At 44.2% G+C, this 21,837-nt stretch carries 16 protein-coding genes; 6 read left to right on the forward strand and 10 right to left on the reverse strand.

Annotated features, from left to right (window positions below; genetic code table 11):
• Positions 1-2: 2 nt before the first annotated feature.
• The 5 genes from ACI2IW_RS00475 to ACI2IW_RS00495 form a co-directional block, all read right to left on the reverse strand.
• The gene (locus ACI2IW_RS00475; RefSeq protein WP_339727044.1) at positions 3-1,259 is read right to left on the reverse strand and encodes a YbfB/YjiJ family MFS transporter; all 1,257 of its coding nucleotides are present in this window, start codon (positions 1,257-1,259) and stop codon (positions 3-5) included.
• Between the two features lie 127 nt (positions 1,260-1,386).
• A complete protein-coding gene (locus tag ACI2IW_RS00480) occupies positions 1,387-2,730 on the reverse strand; it encodes an AarF/ABC1/UbiB kinase family protein (RefSeq protein ID WP_339727042.1) in 1,344 nt (447 codons plus the stop codon).
• A 170-nt stretch (positions 2,731-2,900) separates the two neighbouring features.
• Entirely contained in the window at positions 2,901-3,704 is an 804-nt protein-coding gene (locus tag ACI2IW_RS00485) for a HesA/MoeB/ThiF family protein (RefSeq protein ID WP_404692592.1), read from the reverse strand.
• Positions 3,705-3,751: 47 nt separating this feature from the next.
• A complete protein-coding gene (prmC, locus tag ACI2IW_RS00490; protein WP_339727036.1) occupies positions 3,752-4,624 on the reverse strand; it encodes a peptide chain release factor N(5)-glutamine methyltransferase in 873 nt (290 codons plus the stop codon).
• Positions 4,625-4,674: 50 nt separating this feature from the next.
• Positions 4,675-6,591 (reverse strand): AmpG family muropeptide MFS transporter, encoded by a 1,917-nt coding sequence (locus ACI2IW_RS00495; protein ID WP_339727033.1) that lies wholly within the window; start codon positions 6,589-6,591, stop codon positions 4,675-4,677.
• Positions 6,592-7,375: 784 nt separating this feature from the next.
• Between ACI2IW_RS00495 and katG the strand changes: the two genes are divergently transcribed.
• The 5 genes from katG (at position 7,376) to ACI2IW_RS00520 (ending at position 15,076) form a co-directional block, all read left to right on the forward strand.
• A complete protein-coding gene (gene katG / locus ACI2IW_RS00500) occupies positions 7,376-9,559 on the forward strand; it encodes a catalase/peroxidase HPI (RefSeq protein WP_201571470.1) in 2,184 nt (727 codons plus the stop codon).
• Positions 9,560-9,905: 346 nt separating this feature from the next.
• Positions 9,906-10,835: a LysR substrate-binding domain-containing protein gene (locus tag ACI2IW_RS00505; protein WP_057759664.1), complete on the forward strand. Its 930-nt coding sequence runs from the start codon at positions 9,906-9,908 to the stop codon at positions 10,833-10,835.
• Positions 10,836-11,039: 204 nt separating this feature from the next.
• Positions 11,040-13,514 carry a membrane-bound PQQ-dependent dehydrogenase, glucose/quinate/shikimate family gene (locus ACI2IW_RS00510; RefSeq protein WP_404692289.1) on the forward strand — a complete coding sequence of 825 codons (2,475 nt, stop codon included), beginning with the start codon at positions 11,040-11,042 and terminating at the stop codon, positions 13,512-13,514.
• 347 nt (positions 13,515-13,861) lie between these two features.
• A complete protein-coding gene (locus ACI2IW_RS00515; RefSeq protein WP_404692290.1) occupies positions 13,862-14,863 on the forward strand; it encodes an LLM class flavin-dependent oxidoreductase in 1,002 nt (333 codons plus the stop codon).
• A gap of 48 nt (positions 14,864-14,911) precedes the next feature.
• On the forward strand, positions 14,912-15,076 hold the full coding sequence (locus ACI2IW_RS00520; RefSeq protein ID WP_166739203.1) for a hypothetical protein: 165 nt from the start codon (positions 14,912-14,914) through the stop codon (positions 15,074-15,076).
• Between the two features lie 110 nt (positions 15,077-15,186).
• Here the strand turns inward: ACI2IW_RS00520 and ACI2IW_RS00525 are convergent, their stop codons facing one another.
• From ACI2IW_RS00525 to ispF, 5 genes are all read right to left on the reverse strand, one after another.
• A complete protein-coding gene (locus ACI2IW_RS00525; RefSeq protein WP_114701038.1) occupies positions 15,187-16,146 on the reverse strand; it encodes an AEC family transporter in 960 nt (319 codons plus the stop codon).
• 238 nt (positions 16,147-16,384) lie between these two features.
• Positions 16,385-18,280, reverse strand: a complete 1,896-nt coding sequence (mnmG, locus tag ACI2IW_RS00530) for a tRNA uridine-5-carboxymethylaminomethyl(34) synthesis enzyme MnmG (RefSeq protein WP_404692291.1) — start codon at positions 18,278-18,280, stop codon at positions 16,385-16,387.
• 260 nt (positions 18,281-18,540) lie between these two features.
• Positions 18,541-19,080, reverse strand: a complete 540-nt coding sequence (locus ACI2IW_RS00535; RefSeq protein ID WP_404692292.1) for a hypothetical protein — start codon at positions 19,078-19,080, stop codon at positions 18,541-18,543.
• Between the two features lie 266 nt (positions 19,081-19,346).
• A complete protein-coding gene (gene grxD / locus ACI2IW_RS00540; protein WP_057759647.1) occupies positions 19,347-19,697 on the reverse strand; it encodes a Grx4 family monothiol glutaredoxin in 351 nt (116 codons plus the stop codon).
• 117 nt (positions 19,698-19,814) lie between these two features.
• Complete coding sequence (ispF, locus tag ACI2IW_RS00545; RefSeq protein ID WP_404692293.1) at positions 19,815-20,318, reverse strand: 2-C-methyl-D-erythritol 2,4-cyclodiphosphate synthase; 504 nt, start codon at positions 20,316-20,318, stop codon at positions 19,815-19,817.
• Between the two features lie 260 nt (positions 20,319-20,578).
• On the opposite strand from ispF, the gene mnmA reads away from it, so the two are divergent.
• Entirely contained in the window at positions 20,579-21,805 is a 1,227-nt protein-coding gene (gene mnmA, locus ACI2IW_RS00550) for a tRNA 2-thiouridine(34) synthase MnmA (protein ID WP_404692294.1), read from the forward strand.
• Positions 21,806-21,837: the final 32 nt, after the last annotated feature.

Consider the following 21,837-nt stretch of genomic DNA (forward strand, 5'->3'; position numbering starts at 1 on the left):
ATCTAAGCGGTCGTTGGTGACTGTCGACGAAACCATACCAATAGTACAAATCCGATCATTAATCCAATAGCAGCGACAAGTAAGCCTGCATTGAAATTACTATCTTGCCCTGCCAGTGCCACTGTTACCAAGGGTCCTAAAAACTGCCCCAATGCATAAGCCAACGTCGCTAGAGCAATCAGTAAATTAGAATAGGCCGGATTAATATTTTTAAATAGCGTTAGTGTCATTGATACCATACCGACGAAGGTCAACCCTAAAATCGCAGCATTACCATACAATCCAAGTGCACCATCAAACCATATAGGCAAGCACATGCCAAATGCTTGCAATACTGTTAGCCCCATTAAGGTTTTTATTTCACCGATACGTTTGGCAAGCGCGCCCCATAGAGGGTTTGACAACATTGCAAAAATACCAACAACCAACCAAATCATCAACCCAGCATACGTCTGTGTTGTTAGACGTTGTGCTGCCATAACGGGCAAAAAAGTCGCTGAGCTAATATAACCAAACCCTGCCAGTACGTAGCTGACGAAAAGTAAAGTAAGCGCTTTATGATGTCCAGAGATGGCTTCGTATAAGGAGCGCTTAAAGTTTAAATAGGTCTGATGCATTGATACGTGTTGTTTGGCATCAATCTGCTGTGAATCAACAGCCTGTACTTGTCTTGGCTTTATCGCATACAGTAGCCATATGAGCGGCAAACTGGTGACGCCTGCGACCAGCCAAATTACATCGAAGTGATAGCCTAATTTTAATAGCCACCATGTCACTATGGCAGAGGCGCTAATGCCAACGCCAATACCTGCATAATGGACTGCTGACAATACAGAACGGCGCTCAGGGCTAAGGTTTTGAATCACAAAAGATGAGCTTAGAATCATCGCCACGCCACTTGCAATACCTGCAATTAAACGAATGATATACCATAGTGTGAGCGACATATTTGGTATGACGAGTAACATCGTGGTAACAACACTTATAATCGCCCAAAGTGTCATCGCCTGCCATGTCGAGCGCTGAGGTATAAACATGGCAATAAGAGCGCCAATAAAGTAACCGATATAATTGATTGATGCTAGCCAGCCTGCAATCGTCGTTGGTAGCGACAATTGCACCATAATATCAGGTAAGGTGGCGGTAAACAGAAAGCGTCCATAACCCATAACGACTGCCATGCAGTACATACCGATACAGGCAATGGCAGCTTCGTTGGTAATCGTCGGGATCATACGGCTTTTAAAAGCAGTCATCATGACAGCGCCATTTTTGTGGCAATTAGCATACAATCCTTTGTGTTAGACAGTCAAAAGCAGTAACAAATAAACGCAGAAATAGAGAAGTTACTAAATATGTTAAGACAGAATAAAGTGTTAGAGAAAACTATGATACGTCTAACGTTGGCGTCTCTACTGTATCCTGCCCTAGCATTTGCACCCGCTGATCGCTAAACATATCCATATCTGGAGCTAGCGTACGCATAAACCGATCAAAATACAACATCTGTTTGGTCAATAGAGCAAAGTCGCGTGGGAAATGGATGCCATGACGTTTGCCAACTTCGACAATCTCAAGCATCATTTTATTAAGCTCATCGGCTTGCTCTTTACTATTAAACGGCACACCGCTGGTAAAGGTTTTATCTTCTGCCATGATGGTTGTCATCATACGCTGCAAATCATTCCCCAGTGCAGTCACATCAACTTTATTGCCACCATGTGTCATTTCCATATCAATCATATGGCGCGCCATGGCTTGATAGTCACTGTCTTGCATGGCTTGCATCATGCCCATACATGCGCGCCAGCTCTCAGCTTTTAGTTTACCGACAATACCAAAATCCAAAAAGCCAATACGGCCATCAGTCAATAGCATTAAATTGCCAGCATGCAGATCAGCATGGAAACTATTGCACAGCATAAGACTGGCAAACCATGTATTTAAAGTATCTGCCATAACTTGAGCAGGATCTGCACAGTATTGACGCATGAGCGACTCATCGACCATAGAGACGCCATAGAGACGGCTCATCGTTAGAACACGCTTGGTAGTCAGCTCTTCATAGACAGTTGGTGCAACGACACGAGTATTACCTGATACCGCTAAGAACTGCTGAAAATCGCGGATGTTCTGCGCTTCAGCGATAAAGTCAGTCTCGGCAAGCATACGCAGACGAATCTCATCAATAATCGGTGCAATACTCGCAAACTTCATTGAGGGCATTAGTATTTCAAGCAGCTTAGTCACCCCATGCAATACGCCCAAATCAGTCTGCATAATAGTCTCGACGCCAGGTTTTTGTACCTTCAGCACCACTTCATCACCATTGTGCAACCGTGCTGCATGCACTTGAGCGATAGAAGCTGAGGCTAGTGGCTCTGAGTCAATATGCGCAAACGTATCATCAAGCGTCATGCCATTAGTCGCCAGCTCTTCTTTTAGCACTTGCTCGATATAAGCATAAGACAATGGCGTGGTCTGATCCAAGCAGCTCTGGAAAGCCTTGACATAATCACGTGGAAACAATGACGGTGTACTGGCGATAAATTGACCGATTTTGATATAAGTTGTGCCTAACTGCTCAAAGGTTTCTTTGAGTAGCATCGCGTCAGGTTTCTCACCTTTTGCCACTCTTAGCGCAGACAGACCTGCCACACTCGCTGTTTGGCGAACACGGTTCATGACATTAAAAGTATGCTTTAATAAATGCGGACGATGAATTTTCATAAAAAACAACTATGGTAATAAGAAGGAGGTTTGAAGATAGGCAATACAATATAAAAACGCGTTAAAATAAGATTATTCAGTTATAGTCGGTTAAAGATAATTTGGATACAAGGAAGGCGAGCGAAAGTACTACCAGTCGTAGACTAAGCAAGCCTGACACTGTATCCAATTTATAGAGGATTGACTATAGGACTGCTACAGACAGGACACTGCGGGTCTTTTCGATAGCCCATTAGTCGCTGCTGCATCTGACTACCATCCCATATGAGCAGTTTGTTTGTCAGTGGATTTTTGGTTAATCCCAAGTATTGCAACGCAGCATTGGCTTGCAAGTTGCCCATGACGGCAGTGGTACTGGCCAACACTCCTGAATTGGCACACGTACGTTCGTCAGAGGCTTCATCAGTTGCTACTGAGCCAAATACGCAATGATAACAACCAGTATCGAGCTGAGGTTCGAACAGTGCTAACTGCCCTTGCATCGCAATCGCTGAGGCAGATAACAGGGGAATCTGGTAGCGTACACTGATACGATTGATGATGTCGCGCGTGGCAAAATTATCCGTACAGTCTAAGAATAAGTCCGGCTTGCCTGCTGCCATATCGAGCAATTCATAAGCGTTGTCTTCATCTAATCGTGTGACAGTGCCGCGAGCCTTTATCAAAGGGTTGATGCGCGCTAACATGTGCGCTGCGGTCAGTGCTTTAGACTGACCAATATCTTCTGGCAAAAACAGCGTTTGCCGTTGTAAGTTGCTCGCCTCAATCTCATCATCATCAATCAGATGGACATAACCCACTCCAGCACGTACCAATGTCTCAGACGCAGGACAACCAAGGCCGCCTGCCCCTATTATGACCACGCGTGCTGTCTTTAATCGCAGCTGAGCGTCCATATCCCAACCGTCTAATAATACTTGCCGGGCATAACGGAGTAGCTCATCATCTGATAGCTGTACCAGCTCTTCTACCATATTCATCTACAACCTATAATCAAAGAAATCTACTATCAAAAAACCATCTACTGGACTTGCCCTAGCGTGACGCGATCATTACCACCGTAGTCTTTTACGGTATGTACTGACTCAAAATTACTATCCAAAAACAACTTGCGAACAGCATCACCTTGATCATATCCATGCTCGATAGCCAGTAGCCCACCTGTACAGAGATATGTCATTGCTTGTTGGACGATATGCTCGATATCAGCCAGACCTTGATTAGGTGCACTGAGCGCACTAATCGGTTCAGCTGTTAGACCTACCAAATGCTCGTCTGTCTCGTCAATATAAGGAGGGTTGGAGACGATGATATCAAACTGATGCTCATCATTAGTAGGTAGCGCTTGATACCAACTGCTTTGGACAAACTCAACATTGGCAACATTATTACTCACCGCATTGTGCTGAGCAATCTTAAGAGCCTCTGACGATAAATCGACTGCCACGACTTGCCAATTAGCTTTCTTAAGTTCATGGGCAAGACTGATAGCGATACAACCTGACCCTGTCCCCAAGTCTAGCAATCGCTTATTACTAAGTTGCGCTGGCTGAGCGTTTATCCAGTTTAACACCTGCTCGACCAGCACCTCGGTATCGGGCCGAGGAATCAAGGTATGCTCGTTCACCCTAAAGTTAAGCGACCAAAACTCCTGCTGTCCGGTTAGATACGCAAGCGGTATGCCTTGCTGCATTTTTACCACACCGTCATTGAAACGTGCAATCTCACTATCAGTTAGCTGGTAATCTTCATTCGTCATTAACGCTATCGCAGGCTTGTCAATGACATGCAACAACCAGTCCGTTAGCCAAAACGACGGCAGCTGATTATCAGTATCACCATTCGTCAGTTGTTGAATATGCTGCTTAATTTGACGAATGGTTGATACGGTCATAGATAGCTCTTAAAAAACAGTGAATGTATAAAGGTAAAATGCTGCTTAGCCTACTCTGATGCGCGTGGTGGCTCTTTGGTATCGGTCAGGTTAGGATTGGTTTTGCTCAGCTTGACACCTATCCCGTTATCACCGTTTCCATTACTATTGTCATCGCCATAAATATCATCGTTATCACCAATGACAATATGTCTATCGACAAAGTAAATCAGTGCCAGAATTGGAATACCAATAGCAAAGGTAAAGATAAAGAAAAACGGATAACCCATATTATCGACGATAGCACCAGAATAACCACCCATCACTTTCGGTATCAGCGTCATCAAGGAGGAAAAAATCGCATACTGTACTGCGGTAAAGCGAATCGAGGTCAGTGCCGATAAGAAGGCGATAAATACAGCGCTTGCAAGGCCCGCAGCCAAGTTATCAAATATCACTGCCATATACATGATGGGCAGGCTACCTGGGTTGTATGTCAATACCACAAACAACAGGTTGGTCGCACACGCTAAAATCGCACCAATCATCATGGCGTGCATAATACGGAAGCGCTGAGCCAAAATCCCGCCCAAGAAGCCACCTGCAATTGCCATAATTACACCGACCAGTTTTACGGCATTGGCGATATCTGTTTTGCTAAAGCCCATGTCTTGATAAAAGACGTTGGAGATCACGCCTGCGACGATATCCGAGATACGGTATAGACCAATCAAGGCTAATAGTAGCAAGGCTTTTTTGCCATAACGTCGGAAAAAGTCTAAGACAGGCTCGATCCATGTTGCCATGGCCACTTCTTTTTTCACCAGTCCTACTTGTACCAGGGCATAACCTGCTGCCATCGCCGCGCCTAAACTTACTAATAAATGCAAGGTTTCTACAAAGAAGCTAGAAAACGCGCCTTCAAACTCTGGTAAGACCTGTCCCATCAGTATATAAGCGGCGATAAAGGCAATCACTGAAAATACAAACAACGCTACCAGTCTGACGTAGTCTTCACGAGTTTCAGCAACCAACGGGGCTTTGTTAATGATTTTTGGTTGGTTAATAATAAAGTACAGCAATAACAATGGTGCGCATGCGACCAATGCTAAAAAGTAAAACTTAATCGCTGGCATTACCATTAGTGGTATCAAGGCCACTGTGCTATCAAATATTGTATTGATCAAAATATTAATTAGGTAAATAACACCAAACAGCAGACCTGGGATAAGTAGTAACGCTGAATAAATTAGGAATACTTTTAAGTTACCCTTCTGCTTTTTACTTTGCAGGGTCTCAGCGGTTGGCTCATAACTAGCAAACGTCGTTAATACCCCTAACGTCATGACTCCTGCCATGATGTAATAGGTATTGCGCCATGCTTCATAACTATAAAACGTCTCATTTGAGCCGAAATAATCAGCCAAATATAACGCGCCTGCCCCTGCGACAATCATACCGATACGGTAGCCTGACACATAGATAGAGGACAAGATAGACTGCATAGACGGCGGCGCAAGCTCAATACGGTACGCATCAATCACGATATCTTGCGTCGCAGAAGAGAACCCAAGCAGCACGGCCGCGCCTGCCATATAAACCAAGACATCTTCGCTAACAGGATTTACCCTTGCCATCAAAAAGATCGCCAGCACGATAAGCAGCTGTGATACCACCATCCAACTACGACGACGCCCTAGCCACTTGGTCAAAAACGGTACAGGGAGCGCATCAATCAATGGCGCCCAAATAAACTTGAACGAATACCCCAGTGCTGCCCAGCTGAACATAGTGACGACACTACGATCAATGCCTGCTTCTCTCAGCCATAGCGACAGACTTGAGAAAATCAGCAGAATAGGTATACCCGCTGAAAATCCCAAAAACAGCATAATAATGACACGAGGATCGAGATAAGCTTTTGTAGCCTCGCCCCATGACTTTTTGGCAATTGGTTGATTGGGCGGTACAGATTTGACAGCAGACATAATAACTCACCAACAATTCAGACAAAGAACACAACCGCGCACAATTTTTATCAATCTTTAGAATCAGTTATCGACAAAAGGATCGATAAAAATTGCTCTACGTTGCACCAATATTATCATTACAACAAAATCCAGTTATGGTACTTGAGAACCTTTATCTTGACTAGATGTTTTTGCATTAACTTAGCGATTGCAGGCCATGTGCAATCGCTTATATTTCTTAATCGTAACGCAAAAAACCGCAGTGTTTTACCAAGGTTATCTTAGCTCTCTTTTTTATTGCTCATTTCTATTTTGAAAGATGTCTGACAATGACATTATTTATAGGTAATATAAAGGTAGTAGTAAAACTGACGCAGGCTTCATTAGTTGGGTGTACTCTATTGGTTTATTCTTAATTGGCGATAATAAGCGCGGGCGTTAATAATGATTGAGATAAACAAAACATCAAGTCTTTTATGATTGGTAATTTAAAACTTATAATTCTTATATATTAGTTTTATAAATCTACTCAGCTTAGTTATGCTTTGTACATAAACAACGACTACCGAGATTCACGGTTTGTTCTTTTCTATTATCATAGCCTAGGAGTTATACCATGTCCGACTCAACCAATAACACCACTGACAAAAACACTGCCCCAGATGCTGCTCGTTGTCCTGTAGATCATGAAAGCAACAATAATAATGCGACTACTAACACAACCTATGACCAGGGTGATGGTCAAGGCCCAACGATTCATAGCGAAAACGTTGATAACTCGCACGAGCCTCAGCGTCCGAGTATGGGTGGCTGCCCTGTAATGCATCAGGCACATACTACCACGGCTTCTGCTGCGACAGATTGGTGGCCAAATGCACTGAACTTAGACATATTGCATCAGCAAGACAAAAAGACTGACCCAATGGGTGAAGACTTTGATTATGCTGAAGCTTTTAAACAGCTAGATCTAGAAGCGGTCAAAACTGATCTAAAAAATCTAATGACTGAGTCACAAGAATGGTGGCCAGCGGATTGGGGTCATTATGGTGGCTTGATGATTCGTATGGCTTGGCATTCAGCTGGTACGTATCGCGGTGCTGATGGTCGCGGCGGCTCTAACACTGGTAACCAACGCTTTGCACCATTGAACAGCTGGCCTGACAACGTCAACCTTGATAAAGCCCGTCGTCTATTATGGCCAATCAAGAAAAAATATGGCAATAAATTGTCGTGGGCCGATTTGATGATTTTGGCAGGTAACATGGCTTATGAATCTATGGGCTTCAAAACGCTAGGATTTGCTGGTGGCCGAGCTGATATCTGGCATCCAGAAAAAGACATCTATTGGGGTTCTGAGCGCGAATGGTTAGCTGCTACCAAAAACCGTTATGACAGCGACGAAGACCGCGCGTCACTAGAAAACCCACTAGCAGCAGTACAAATGGGCTTGATTTATGTCAACCCTGAAGGTGTGGATGGTAACCCTGACCCATTAAAGACTGCTCAAGATATGCGTACTACCTTTGCTCGTATGTCAATGAACGATGAAGAGACGGTCGCTCTAACTGCTGGTGGACACACCGTTGGTAAATGTCACGGTAATGGTGATGCAACGATACTAGAAGACGAGCCAGAAGCTGCTGACATTAAAGAGCAAGGTCTAGGCTGGCGCAATCCTAAAGGTCGTGGTAATGCAGGTGATACCGTTTCAAGTGGTATCGAAGGCGCATGGACCACCAATCCGACCCAGTGGGACCACGGTTACTTTGAACTACTATTGAACCACGAATGGGCACTAACTAAAAGTCCAGCGGGTGCATGGCAGTGGGAACCAACTGATATCAAAGAAGAAGATCGTCCGTTAGATGCTCATGATCCAAATGTCCGTCGTAACCCAATCATGACTGATGCAGATATGGCATTGAGCAAGGATCCTATCTATCGTGAGATTTCAGAAAAGTTCCATAACAATCCAGAGTACTTTGATGAAGTATTCGCTAGAGCGTGGTTCAAACTGACTCACCGCGATTTGGGACCAAAATCTCGTTACTTAGGTGCTGATGTACCAAGCGAAGACTTTGTATGGCAAGACCCTATTCCTACAGGTAATACGGACTTGACTGCTGATGATATTGCAACGCTAAAAGCACAGATTTTAGACAGTGACATTAGTCGTCGTGAGTTGATCATCACAGCATGGGACAGCGCTCGTACCTTCCGCGCTTCGGACTATCGCGGCGGTGCCAACGGTGCACGCATCCGTTTAGCCCCACAAAAAGACTGGGCAGGCAACGAGCCAGAACAATTACAACGTGTACTTGAGACATTGACCAGCATTCAGTCTGGCTTTGATAAAGACGTTAGCTTAGCAGACCTCATTGTGTTGGCTGGTAATGCCGCTATTGAACAAGCAGCAAATGATGCAGGCGTAGATATTACTGTACCGTTTAATCCAGGTCGCGGTGATGCTGACGCTGAAATGACTGACGCTGAATCTTTCGCTGATTTAGAGCCGCTACATGATGGTTATCGTAACTGGATTCAGGGCGACTATGCGGTATCACCAGAAGAGATGCTACTTGATCGCACGCAATTAATGGGATTAACAGCACCTGAGATGGTCGTATTGCTTGGTGGTATGCGAGTGCTTGATACCAACCACGGTCAAAGCCAACATGGCGTCTTTACTGAACGTGCTGGTGTGCTTACCAACGACTTCTTTGTCAATCTAACAGACATGAACTATACATGGCATCCTGTAAAAGCAGCAGACAACACTGCCAATAGCTACGAAGTACGTGAGCGTGGTACAGGAAACGTCAAATGGCAAGCAAGCCGTGTAGACTTGGTATTTGGCTCTAACTCTATATTACGTGCTTATGCTGAGCTATACGCGCAAGATGATAACTTAGAGAAATTCGTTCGTGACTTCGTCCGCGCTTGGAACAAGGTTATGAATGCAGATCGCTTTGATATTGCTAAATAAACTGAGTTTGAAGTTGGTCAGTATCGACTAACTAATAGTAATAAATAACTTTATAACTGACGAACAGCTATCTTTCAAAAGGTAGCTGTTTTTTATGCTTAATAATGACCGTTCTTTATGAACTATTAGGTCAAATGGCTTCACTGACTAGACAGCGTTTACGGAACGGATAATTTTTTAGCATTGCAAAATACAAATTCTATATTCATAATTATCATAAATTGATAGCTATTTATTATATACAAGAATAATAGCTTTGTTTTACACTACTTTATTACTGTATGTTCAGACATTTTTACTTTCATATACAGACGAGGTTTGTATATTTATACGATAGGATTAAGTTATGGCAATCGACGTAGTGGTCAACCAACGGCATTTGCAGATTCAGCTCAAACAGCTAGAAACAGTATGGCATACGGTGATTAACGGTTATAACTTAAGCCAAGCGGCGACCGTGCTACATACCAGTCAATCAAGCTTATCAAAGCATATTGCTGCGCTAGAAAATCAGTTAAAGACGGAAGTATTTGTGCGCCAAGGCAAACGCCTGACGGGACTGACCACTATGGGCACAGCGCTCATGCCGCATATCGAGTCTATCTTTGCTGAAATTCGTACCATTGAAAACCTAAGTTTAGACTTTAATAATCCTAATATCGGTACGTTGACGATTGCCACCACCCACACTCAAGCGCGTTATGTACTGCCGCAAGTGGTTAAAGAGTTCAAAGATCGTTTCCCAAAAGTAAATTTGATTTTACAACAGGCAGATCCTGAGACCATCGCTCAGATGGTCATCCGTGGTCAAGCCGATATCGGTATTGCCACTGAGTCCTTGCTGCATAATAATTATCTTAGATGCTATCGTTACTATGACTGGACGCATCGCGTTATCGTACCAAGTGATCACGAACTGGCTAGTCAAGAGTCTATTGATCTGCCCACGCTTGCCAGCTATCCGATTGTGACTTATCACGGTGGTTTTACAGGACGCGGCGCGATTGACAAGACATTTGATGAAGCAGGGTTAGAGCCGGATATCGTATTAGCGGCGCTCGATGCCGATGTGATCAGCACCTACGTCGGTCTAGGCCTAGGTATTGGTATCATCGCAGAAATGGCATTTGAGCCAAGCCATTATCAAAACCTAACGGCCATCCCCGTCGATCATTTTGGTCGCTTTACCAGCTGGATGGCGGTACGTGATGACGCAGAAATCCGTCAATATGGACGTGCGTTCATGGAGCTATGCCAAAAGCAATTTGCAAATTAATGAGCATTTGTTAAATAAAGTATCTCAGACTTGCTTACCCTTACTAGACTGAGCTGTGGATGATAAAATAGGTTCTAGAACGTTATTCAATGTTTCTTTTATGTATTATTCACACTTGTATTGATATTTGGTCGAATGAAATTGACTATCGACTAAATATCAATACATATTAACTTGCTCTTTTGTAAACAGGTGATACCGCTCATGGAAAAATTCGTAGCGATCATTATGGCAATTTTTGCCGCCCCTCTACTCATTGGCGGCGCTTATTTATTGTCCTTAGGCGGTAGTCCTTACTACCTCATTGCTGGCGTCATTATACTAACGACAGCTTTTTTATTGTTCAAAAAACACTGGAGTGCTTACGGGTTATATGCGCTATTTATCGTAGCGACCATGGCTTGGGCACTTTGGGAATCTGGGTTCTATTGGTGGGCGCTAGCACCTCGAGTTGGCTTCCCGCTTATATTTGGTTTGCTCATGCTATTGCCATGGGTATCCAACAAAATGCGTGGGCCTAAAACTCAAGTAGCTTCAAATAGCACACCAACTATAAACAACGTTAAGAAAAGCCCTCTGTATTATTGGGGACTGCTCGTCAGCGTAATCGTAGGTGCACTACTCTCTTTTGGTAGTCTAGCTAATAATGCCACTGACAAACTCGGTGAGCTTAACTTGACTGCTGCAAATGATGACGAGCAAAACGTCAGCTCAGATGAGACCTCAGCTAACCTTGGTGATCCGTTATCAAATGGTCAGCAAACACCAGATGGCGAATGGAGCGCGTATGGTCGCACTGATTATGGTCAGCGCTACTCACCTCTCGATAAAATCAATACCGATAACGTCAAAGATTTAGAACTGGCATGGCAAATCCAAACAGGTGATGTCAAAGGGCCTAACGATGTCGGTGAGACCACTTATCAGGCAACGCCATTAAAAATCGGTAACGGTTTATACCTATGTACCCCTCATAATTGGGTACTAGCGCTAAATGCCGACTCTGGTGAGACGCTGTGGAAGTTTGATCCTCAAGTAGAGGAAAACTTACAACGTCAGCATCAAACCTGTCGCGGCGTATCTTATTATGCGGGTCAAGCAACCAGTCCTGTGCAAGTGCAAAAAATTGCTGGTAATACCTTTGAAAATGCATCTAAGCAATGTGATGCCAAGATATTTATCCCAACTTCTGATGCGAAACTATATGCACTCGATCCAAATACTGGGCAACGCTGCCAAGACTTTGGGGATGATGGTGCATTAGACTTGATGCATAACATGCCGTTCAATCAAGCAGGTTACTATTATTCTACGTCACCACCAGTTATCGCAGGTGATACAATCATCGTCGCTGGTGCTGTCAATGATAACTATGATGTCAACTCGCCTTCTGGTGTAATCCGTGCATATGATGTCAATACCGGTGAGCTTCTTTGGAACTGGGACTCAGGTGATCCTGACAATACAGCACCTTTCGATGTCAATGATCCAACCCAGACTTACAAGACCAGCTCGCCAAACTCATGGTCAGTTGCCACTGCCGATGAAGAGCTTGGATTGGCCTACTTCCCTATGGGTAACCGCACACCGGATCAGCTAGGTAGCTACCGAAATGCCGCTGAAGAAAAGTATGCAACGTCTGTTGTCGCTCTAGATATCGAGACTGGTGAAGCACGCTGGGTTCAGCAGTTTGTCCATCATGACCTTTGGGACATGGACACGCCTGCTCAGCCAACCTTACTTGATCTAGATACGGCCGATGGTGTACAGCCTGCGCTAGTTGTACCAACCAAACAAGGTGATGTATACGTCTTGAACCGCGCAACGGGTGAGCCTATTGTACCGATTAAAGAACGTCCTGCACCGCAAGGCTATCTCATAGCGGGAGAGCACGCAGCGCCAACTCAGCCTTATTCTGGCTTGAGCTTTGAGCCTGAACCACTGACTGAAAAAGACATGTGGGGTGCCAGTCTCGTCGATCAAATGATGTGCCGTATTGAGTTCAATCAGCTCAACTATGATGGTCGCTATACCCCGCCATCAACCAATGGTAGCTTGGTCTATCCTGGTAACTTTGGTACCTTTAATTGGGGCGGTATTGCAGTCGATCCTGAGAATGGCGTGATGTTTGGTATGCCGACTTACTTGGCATTTACCTCAAAACTCATTCCTAGAGACACGTTGGGCGATGCAGAAACCAATAAAGGCGAGCAAGGCGTCAATGCCAATGAAGGTGCAGATTATGCAGTAGAATTGGGGCCCTTCTTGTCACCATTAGGCGTACCTTGTCAGCAGCCACCATGGGGCACGATCGCTGGTGCTGACCTAGCCACAGGTGATATCGCTTATCAACGCAAAAATGGTACGGTACAAGACTTGTCTCCTATTCCTATCAAACTGGAACTGGGCGTACCTGGTATCGGTGGACCTATCATCACTAAAGGCGGCGTCGCATTCTTGTCAGCGGCGACAGAAAACAACTTCCGAGCTTATGACTTAAAAAATGGCGACGTGCTATGGAATGTCCGTATTCCAGCAGGTGGTCAAGCCACGCCAATGACTTACTTGAACTCTAAAGGTGAGCAAATGGTCGTATTGGTCGCAGGTGGTCATGGTTCAGTTGGCACAACCATTGGTGATTATGTCTTAGCTTACAAACTTAGCGACCAAGATAAATAATGTTGCATTTGGTTCTTAAGATAGTGATTATTTAATTTATCATTATCTTATAATCGACCAATTAGAGAAGCAGGTAACCTAGGTTGCCTGCTTTTTTTAATGCCATCTTTTTTTAATGCCATAGTGTAATGCTGCTAAATCCTTTTATAACCTTACTTATGGTTTATTTATCGCTTATTTTGACAAACGACAACCTTTATAAATACACCTTAATAATTGTTAAGCGAGCTTAACAACAGAGTTAACTGGCTTTGTTATGATTCATTAACAGTGACTAGCGGCACTTGAAACCACCACTACCTATAAGCATATCAGTAGAAAATAATTCACACACTACTGGAACATTTATGAGTAACAAAATCCCTTTATCTTTTTTAGATCTTGCGCCTGTACCTCAAGGCAAAACCATCGCTGAAGGCATCGCACAAACGGTCGAAACCGCGCAGCAAGCAGAAAAATCAGGCTTAAACCGCTACTGGATGGCAGAGCATCACAATATGCCCGGTATTGCCAGTGCAGCTACTTCAGTACTACTATCGCATATAGGTAGTCAAACCGACCGTATCCGTATTGGTGCTGGCGGCGTTATGCTACCGAACCATGCCCCTCTCGTGATTGCTGAGCAATTTGGTACTTTGCAGGCATTGTATGGTGACCGTGTAGACCTAGGCCTAGGCCGTGCGCCCGGTACTGATGGTGCGACATTTCAAGCACTCCGTCGACAAATGAAAGATGCAGAACGCTTTCCACAAGATGTGCAAGAGCTGATGTATTTCTTAGGTAATGATACAGATGGCAGCCCTGTACAGGCATTCCCTGGCGCAAAATCAGGCATACCGATTTGGATATTAGGCTCTTCTCTATTTGGTGCGACTTTGGCTGCACATTTAGGACTACCTTATGTGTTTGCCTCTCACTTCGCCCCGCAAATGCTTGGGCAAGCAATTGAGGCTTACCGTGAACAGTTTAAACCGTCTGTCTATCTAGATAAGCCTTATGTGATGCTAGCTGCAAACTTATTGCTGGCTGATGATGATGCGACCGCCGAGTATCATTTTACTTCAGCACAGCAGAGTTTTGTACGTCTGCGTCGTGGCGAAACAGGTCAAATGCCTAAGCCTACCCACGATATGGACAGTATCTGGAGTCAAGCAGAGAAAATGATGGTAGACAATGCATTGTCAGTATCATTCATTGGCTCTGTCGACACGGTCAAACCAAGACTCGCTGCGTTTTTGGCAACCTATCAGCCAGATGAGCTGATTGTGACGGCCAATATATATGACCAAGCTGCCCGTATCCGTTCACTTGAACTTACACCGGAGCTAAACTTATTTACTTTACAATGAAATGAGACACTTGCATAATTATTGATGAACCTTAACTGGATTTTTGACATGGAAGCAACTCCCATTATCGGTGCATCGCTCATGATTGGCTCGTCGATATTTATGTATATCGTCGCCTTTCTTGCAGTTATGGCTATCGGTGGTTATTTGACCTATCGTACTAGCCCGAAGCGCAAGCAGCGCCGTGAAGACAAGCGTAATAATGAACGCTAAATCAGTACAAAAAGCCCTCTTTTCTTATTTGAAAAGAGGGCTTTTTTAATGCTGTCAAAGTTAGGTAAAGCGAAAGTACTTACTTATTTAAAAATAGTACAAAATCTGCATTACATCAATCCAAGCGCACGTAACGTCGCTGCCCCAATCGCCATACCAAACATACCGACAACAGTAGTAAATGCCAAAATATTAGCCGCTAATACGTCATTGCCACCCATTGCTTTTGCCATGACATAGCTGGCTGCAGCTGTGGGCGATGCGACCATCAAGAACAACACCCCCATATGCACGCCTGATAGTCCAAAACCGAGTCCAACAGCGATAGCAATCAATGGTGCAATGACAATTCGCCCAATACTCGCCTGCATAGATAAGCCCGAAGGATGCAACATAGACTTTAAGTTAATACTAGCACCTGCACAGATCAGTGCTAACGGCAGAGCCACCGCTGCCAGTAAATCACCAGTGGTATGAATCACACCAGTGAGTGGCGGTAATGGTAGTGCTTTATAGACGAATGCCCCAACCAATGCCAAAATCAAAGGATTGGTCAGTAACTTTTTCACAATCATCGTGCCACGACTAACCCATGTGTCATCCACGCTTTTGGATACGCGGCTCAAGGTAATGACCGCCAAGATATTAAACAGTATCGTCACTACGCCCATATAGACAGCACCGATACTTAATCCTTGTGCGCCGTAAGCGTTGGCTACGGTTGCAAGGCCAATGATGGCCATGTTGCTACGGAATACGCCTTGTACAAACACACCTTGGTCCTCAGGACGCTTGACGAAGCGTTTGGCATAAAACTCTGCGCCAATAAATAATATAAACGTCACCAAGATACCAACAAGGATAAGCGTAATTTGCTTACCATAATCGACGTCGCTATCGACCACGCTAAAAAACAATAAACACGGCAAGCAATAATTAAAGACAAAACTTGATGCCTGATCGATAAAAGTTTGGCTTGCCTCACCGCGTCGTTGCATAAAAAAACCCAACCACATTAAGGCAAGGTTGGGTAAGACAATGGTAATAGCAAAAACAATAGCATCAATCATAAGTAGACTCAGTTCGGCGACAAGCCCATCAATATATGGACATCAGCGAGACAAATTAACAAGTAGTAAGAGAATTTACTGACCTAGTATAGAGACAAAGTAGTAAGTAGGACAAGGTTACAGGTGACTTTCTTTCAAAATCGACCATTTTTTTGACAAACAAAAGCCCGTAACGAAATATCGTTACGGGCTTTTTAACTATAAGTGCCTTATTATAAAAGGCTTTATTACATAGCTGTTATGAGTCCAATGCAGCTTTTGCTTTTTTATGCTTTTTAACCGTCATCGCCAACAACTGAATAGCAGCAGGGGTTACACCACTAACACGTCCCGCTTGAGCTAACGTCGCAGGACGAACTTGCGTAAGTTTCTGTACTATCTCATTTGATAGACCTGACACGATACTATAATCAAAATCCATCGGTAGTGCGGTATTCTCGAGACGTTTCATCTGATCGATGTCTTCTTGCTGGCGATCGATATAGCCTGCATATTTAACAGAAATCTCTATCTGCTCACCTACTTGTGTATCAACAGTTGAGTCCGTGATAGCCGCGATATCAGCAAAATGTATTTGCGGACGCTTTAGCAAATCAAAGGCAGTCGACTCTTTAGACAGCACTTCACCTGTTTGCTCGGCTACTTGCTTACCTAAAGCATTAGCAGGCGTGGCCCACATATCTTTTAGGCGTGAAGTTTCTGTCGCGATAGCTTCCATTTTTTCTTGATAGGCCTGCCAGCGTACATCGTCTACTAGACCTAGCTTACGACCAGTTTCAGTCAAACGCTGATCTGCATTGTCTTCACGCAGCAATAAACGATACTCTGCGCGGCTCGTAAACATACGGTATGGCTCGGTAGTACCGTGGGTAATCAAGTCATCGACAAGCACGCCAAGATATGCTTCATCGCGGCGCGGTGTCCATGTATCAAACTCGCTATTGTTAGTAGTGACCAATGCCGCATTAGTACCTGCTAGCAAACCTTGTACGCCCGCTTCTTCATAGCCTGTCGTACCATTAATCTGACCCGCAAAGTACAGACGATCAATCGACTTAGTCTCAAGCGTTGGCTTGAGGTTTTGTGGATCAAAGTAATCATACTCAATCGCATAACCTGGACGAGTAATATGGGCGTTTTCTAAGCCTTTCATACTATGAATAAAGTCTAACTGCACATCAAATGGCAAACTGGTTGAGATACCATTTGGATACAACTCATGTGTGGTCAGACCTTCTGGCTCGATGAAGATCTGATGGCTGTCTTTATCCGCAAAGCGATGAATCTTATCTTCGATAGATGGGCAATAACGCGGGCCTACGCCTTCGATTTTGCCAGAAAACATTGGTGAACGGTCAAGGTTTTCACGAATGATGTCATGAGTACGCGCATTGGTATGGGTGATATAACAATTGACCTGCTCAGGATGCATAGAAACATCACCCATATAGCTCATCACTGGCAATGGCGTATCACCCGGCTGTACCGTCATCACGCTAAAGTCAACACTACGTGCATCAATACGTGCTGGTGTACCTGTTTTTAGACGACCGACTGGCAGCTTAAGCTCACGTAAACGATCTGCCAATTTGATAGAAGGCTGATCCCCTGCGCGGCCACCCTTTGAGTTCTCCAAACCGATATGGATAACGCCGCCTAAGAAAGTCCCTGAGGTCAATACGACTGTTTCGGTCTTAAAGACAATACCTGTAGAAGTCACAACTGCCGTCGCACGGCCGTTTTCGACCAAGATATCATCAGCAGCTTGTTGAAATATATCCAGATTTGGCTGATTTTCTAACGTATGACGGATAGCCGCTTTATACAAAATGCGGTCTGCTTGCGCACGCGTGGCACGAACGGCAGCCCCTTTACGGCTGTTTAGTACGCGAAACTGAATACCAGCCTTGTCCGTTGCCAGCGCCATTGCACCGCCTAGCGCATCAATCTCACGTACTAGATGCGATTTACCGATACCACCAATCGCAGGGTTACAACTCATCTGCCCGAGCGTCTCAATATTATGCGTCAACAATAAGGTCTGTGCGCCCATACGTGCAGCCGCTAGTGCAGCTTCTGTACCAGCATGACCACCGCCGATCACTATCACGTCGTAATGTTTTGGGTATTGCATGTGTGCCTCACTTGACTCATAACGCTGCTGATTGCCATATCCTATGTTCAAATAAGAAAACCATCAGCAAATAAACGTCAGTCGTATTTATAAAAAAGATAACGACTCAGATAAGTCGTTCATAATTGGTTGAATAACCCATCATTATAACAATTTTTTCACGCTTAAAAAACGCTAGGATAAAAACTATTATAATTAAGCGCAAAGATACTTACGCCAGCATCACTTTGGTTGTTAGCTTTTGAGTTCGTAATGATCTCTTAGTTATTACTGTTTCCACGGCTCAAGGGTACGATCTGATCTGATTGCCCACTAGACAGCATATGATGGCTACCATACCCTTCTGGATTGATCTGTAGATATGCGTTCATTTGACCAATTGCCTCACCATCATCACTCGCTAAAATCTGCTCTTTGATGAGATCAACTGGCGGTAACGGTAAGTTTTTAAGCAATGCCAAGCGCTGATGGTTATCACCCTTGTTGACTACCAACTCGATAAGCTGACGAGCATCGATTGGCAAATCAGGTGTGTTTTGTGCTAAAAGTGCCAAATGATAAGCACCTGCAGGATCTTGGTCTACAACGATACGCTGCTCAATAGCCACATATGTCGCTTCAGTTGCACCACCTGCCACACTAAGCTGATGAATACACTTAAGTGCTGAGTATGATTCATTGTTGGCAATCTCAATAATGCGTGTCGATTCATTTTTCAAACGTTCACGGCGCTTTTCAATCGCCGCCTGCTCAGCCGCTTCTCTTTGCTCGTTTAACTGTTCGCTGGTTTGGTTATTCATAAAGCTCTCTTACTCATCTGATAATTATTATTTATATCGCTGACATCCTGGAAACTATATGGGGGTAAATCCTATAAAAACAACGAAACCTAATGACATAGGCGCGTGGAAATAATAATAGGAACAAGAATAGATACGCTACCAACAACACTAATAGCGACAATAAAAAAACCCAAATAGCCATTAATGACTATCTGGGTTTGCTGTGCTTGTATCTTGCAAAGGCTAATTGGACATTAAAGACATCCAATTCACACTTTCAAGTATTAAGCAGCAGGACTGTTTGCTTCAACCAATGGCTTTAGCTCGCCTGATTGATACATTTGCAAGATGATGTCTGATCCGCCCATCAACTCGCCATCAATCCATAATTGTGGGAACGTTGGCCAGTTCGCAATTTTTGGCAACGTTGCACGGATTTCTGGGTTTTCTAAAATGTTTACAAACGCAAATGGACGACCAATCTGAGTCAACACTTCGATAGAGCGCGCTGAAAAACCACACTGCGGAAATTGCGGTGTGCCTTTCATGTAGATAATGACTTTATTGTCACGGATTTGATCGCGAATCAATTGTTCAACGTCGTTTGCAGCAGTGTTTGGGGTTTGCTCACTCATAAAAGCTCCTATTGATAAAGCGGTTCATTAAAATGATCATTTATATAAAAATAATTGTGTAAAGACGTGGCTGATACATGGGGCGACTGCCGCTGTATTACAAGCACGAATTTCGATCTATATAGGTTCAACAGTATTAGGGACTAATAATACCACGGCATTGGCCATGATGCCCTCTTGACGACCCGTAAATCCCAATTTTTCAGTCGTGGTGGCTTTCACGCTGATATTGCTAATATCCGTTTGCAAGTCGCTCGCGATATTAGCGCGCATCGCTTTGTTGTGCGGTGCCAGCTTTGGACGTTCACACATCACCGTAATATCAGCATTGCCTAGACTATAACCAGCCTCTTGCACTTTACTATAAACATAACGCAGCAAAATCCTTGAATCCAATCCAGCATGTGCCGCATCGGTATCAGGAAAATGCTGCCCAATATCGCCAAGTGCAAGTGCGCCCAGCAGCGCATCAGCCAATGCATGCAAGACCACATCCCCATCAGAGTGTGCGAGCAAACTATGAGAATGCTCAATCGGCACGCCCGCTAGAATGACATATTGTTGCTGCTGACCATTATTATGAAAAGCATGAACATCGATACCTTGACCAATTTTTATCATTATTATTCCAAGATGCATTAAACGTGATTAAAATAATTCAAAACCACTATCTGAATTTTCAAAGTGGTTTTACTAGTAGCCAGATACCATCGGTCGCCACCAGTTTCAATTAACTGGTATAATATGATGTTTATTTTATCATAATACCAGATCCAAAAGACAAGCTGACGTTGTTGTGCTGAGACTACGTATTGTAGTGATTACATAATACTTGGCGTCGGCATGTACTTTGGATAACGTATAAATAGTTGAGCCGTTTTATGTCAGCCATACAAAATACCTCAAGCACAACCGTTTCTGAGTCTTTTAATGCTCATCGCCCTTTAACACTTGCTGATGTCGAAAATCCTAGCACCAAGCATGTGATCGTCGGTATGTCAGGTGGGGTTGATTCTTCTGTATCAGCCGTATTACTTCAGCAGGCAGGCTTCAAGGTTGAAGGCCTGTTTATGAAGAACTGGGAAGAAGATGACGGCACCGAATACTGTACAGCGATGGATGACCTCGCAGACGCGCAAGCCGTATGTGACAAAATTGGCATGAAGCTGCACACGGCCAACTTTGCTATGGAATATTGGGATCGCGTATTCGAGCACTTTTTGGCAGAATATAAAGCAGGACGCACCCCAAACCCTGATATCTTGTGCAATAAAGAAATTAAGTTTAAGGCGTTTTTGGACTATGCGTTGACGCTTGGTGCAGATTATATCGCGACCGGTCACTATACGCGCCGCAGTGTGAACTATATCAATGCCGAAGGTGATGAGGTTGCACAGCTCTTACGCGGTCTTGATAATAATAAAGACCAAAGCTATTTCTTGCATGCGGTTGGCGGTGACAAAATCGCCAAAACGCTATTCCCAGTTGGTGAGCTTGAAAAGCCAGTGGTACGTCAGATTGCTGAAAAGCATGACCTAGCGACGGCTAAAAAGAAAGACTCTACGGGCATTTGCTTTATTGGTGAACGCCGTTTTAAAGACTTCTTACAGCAATATTTGCCTGCCCAAAAAGGCGAGATACTTACTGATGATAATAAAGTCATCGGTACTCATGATGGCCTCATGTATTACACATTGGGTCAACGCGGCGGCATCGGCATTGGCGGCGTTAAAGACCGTGTAGAGGCACCGTGGTTTGTATTGGCAAAAGACTTAGAGAAAAACCGTTTAATCGTCGGTCAAGGGCATGAACACCCCATGCTAATGAGCAACGAGCTAAAAGCCTATAAGCTCGACTGGATTGATGGTTTACCACCTGCGGATGTGTTTAGCGACGAAGGTCTATCCTGTATGGAAAAGTCTCGCTATCGCCAGCCAGACCAAGCGTGTCGCGTATTTGCGACCAATGCTGATGGCAGCGAAGTGCGCGTGGTATTTAATAAGCCACAGCGCGCTGTCACCCCTGGTCAGTCAGCGGTATTTTATGTCGATGAAGTATGTCTAGGCGGCGGTGTGATTGAATCTATCGATGCACCTTGCGGATTTTAATTGATTCCTAAGACTACAACCTAAAGCACAGA

This window comes from Psychrobacter sp. NPDC078501 (assembly GCF_044900935.1).
GTDB lineage: Bacteria > Pseudomonadota > Gammaproteobacteria > Pseudomonadales > Moraxellaceae > Psychrobacter.

Excerpts from the sequence above, each read along its gene's own strand:
- ACI2IW_RS00480 (WP_339727042.1), bottom strand. The coding sequence starts at position 2,730 with ATGAAAATTCATCGTCCGCATTTATTAAAGCATACTTTTAATGTCATG.
- prmC (WP_339727036.1), bottom strand. The coding sequence starts at position 4,624 with ATGACCGTATCAACCATTCGTCAAATTAAGCAGCATATTCAACAACTG.
- ACI2IW_RS00515 (WP_404692290.1), top strand. The coding sequence starts at position 13,862 with ATGAGTAACAAAATCCCTTTATCTTTTTTAGATCTTGCGCCTGTACCT.
- ACI2IW_RS00475 (WP_339727044.1), bottom strand. The coding sequence starts at position 1,259 with ATGATGACTGCTTTTAAAAGCCGTATGATCCCGACGATTACCAACGAA.
- ispF (WP_404692293.1), bottom strand. The coding sequence starts at position 20,318 with ATGATAAAAATTGGTCAAGGTATCGATGTTCATGCTTTTCATAATAAT.
- mnmG (WP_404692291.1), bottom strand. The coding sequence starts at position 18,280 with ATGCAATACCCAAAACATTACGACGTGATAGTGATCGGCGGTGGTCAT.
- ACI2IW_RS00525 (WP_114701038.1), bottom strand. The coding sequence starts at position 16,146 with ATGATTGATGCTATTGTTTTTGCTATTACCATTGTCTTACCCAACCTT.
- ACI2IW_RS00505 (WP_057759664.1), top strand. The coding sequence starts at position 9,906 with ATGGCAATCGACGTAGTGGTCAACCAACGGCATTTGCAGATTCAGCTC.
- ACI2IW_RS00495 (WP_339727033.1), bottom strand. The coding sequence starts at position 6,591 with ATGTCTGCTGTCAAATCTGTACCGCCCAATCAACCAATTGCCAAAAAG.
- ACI2IW_RS00510 (WP_404692289.1), top strand. The coding sequence starts at position 11,040 with ATGGAAAAATTCGTAGCGATCATTATGGCAATTTTTGCCGCCCCTCTA.
- grxD (WP_057759647.1), bottom strand. The coding sequence starts at position 19,697 with ATGAGTGAGCAAACCCCAAACACTGCTGCAAACGACGTTGAACAATTG.
- mnmA (WP_404692294.1), top strand. The coding sequence starts at position 20,579 with ATGTCAGCCATACAAAATACCTCAAGCACAACCGTTTCTGAGTCTTTT.
- ACI2IW_RS00485 (WP_404692592.1), bottom strand. The coding sequence starts at position 3,704 with ATGGTAGAAGAGCTGGTACAGCTATCAGATGATGAGCTACTCCGTTAT.
- ACI2IW_RS00520 (WP_166739203.1), top strand. The coding sequence starts at position 14,912 with ATGGAAGCAACTCCCATTATCGGTGCATCGCTCATGATTGGCTCGTCG.
- ACI2IW_RS00535 (WP_404692292.1), bottom strand. The coding sequence starts at position 19,080 with ATGAATAACCAAACCAGCGAACAGTTAAACGAGCAAAGAGAAGCGGCT.
- katG (WP_201571470.1), top strand. The coding sequence starts at position 7,376 with ATGGGTGGCTGCCCTGTAATGCATCAGGCACATACTACCACGGCTTCT.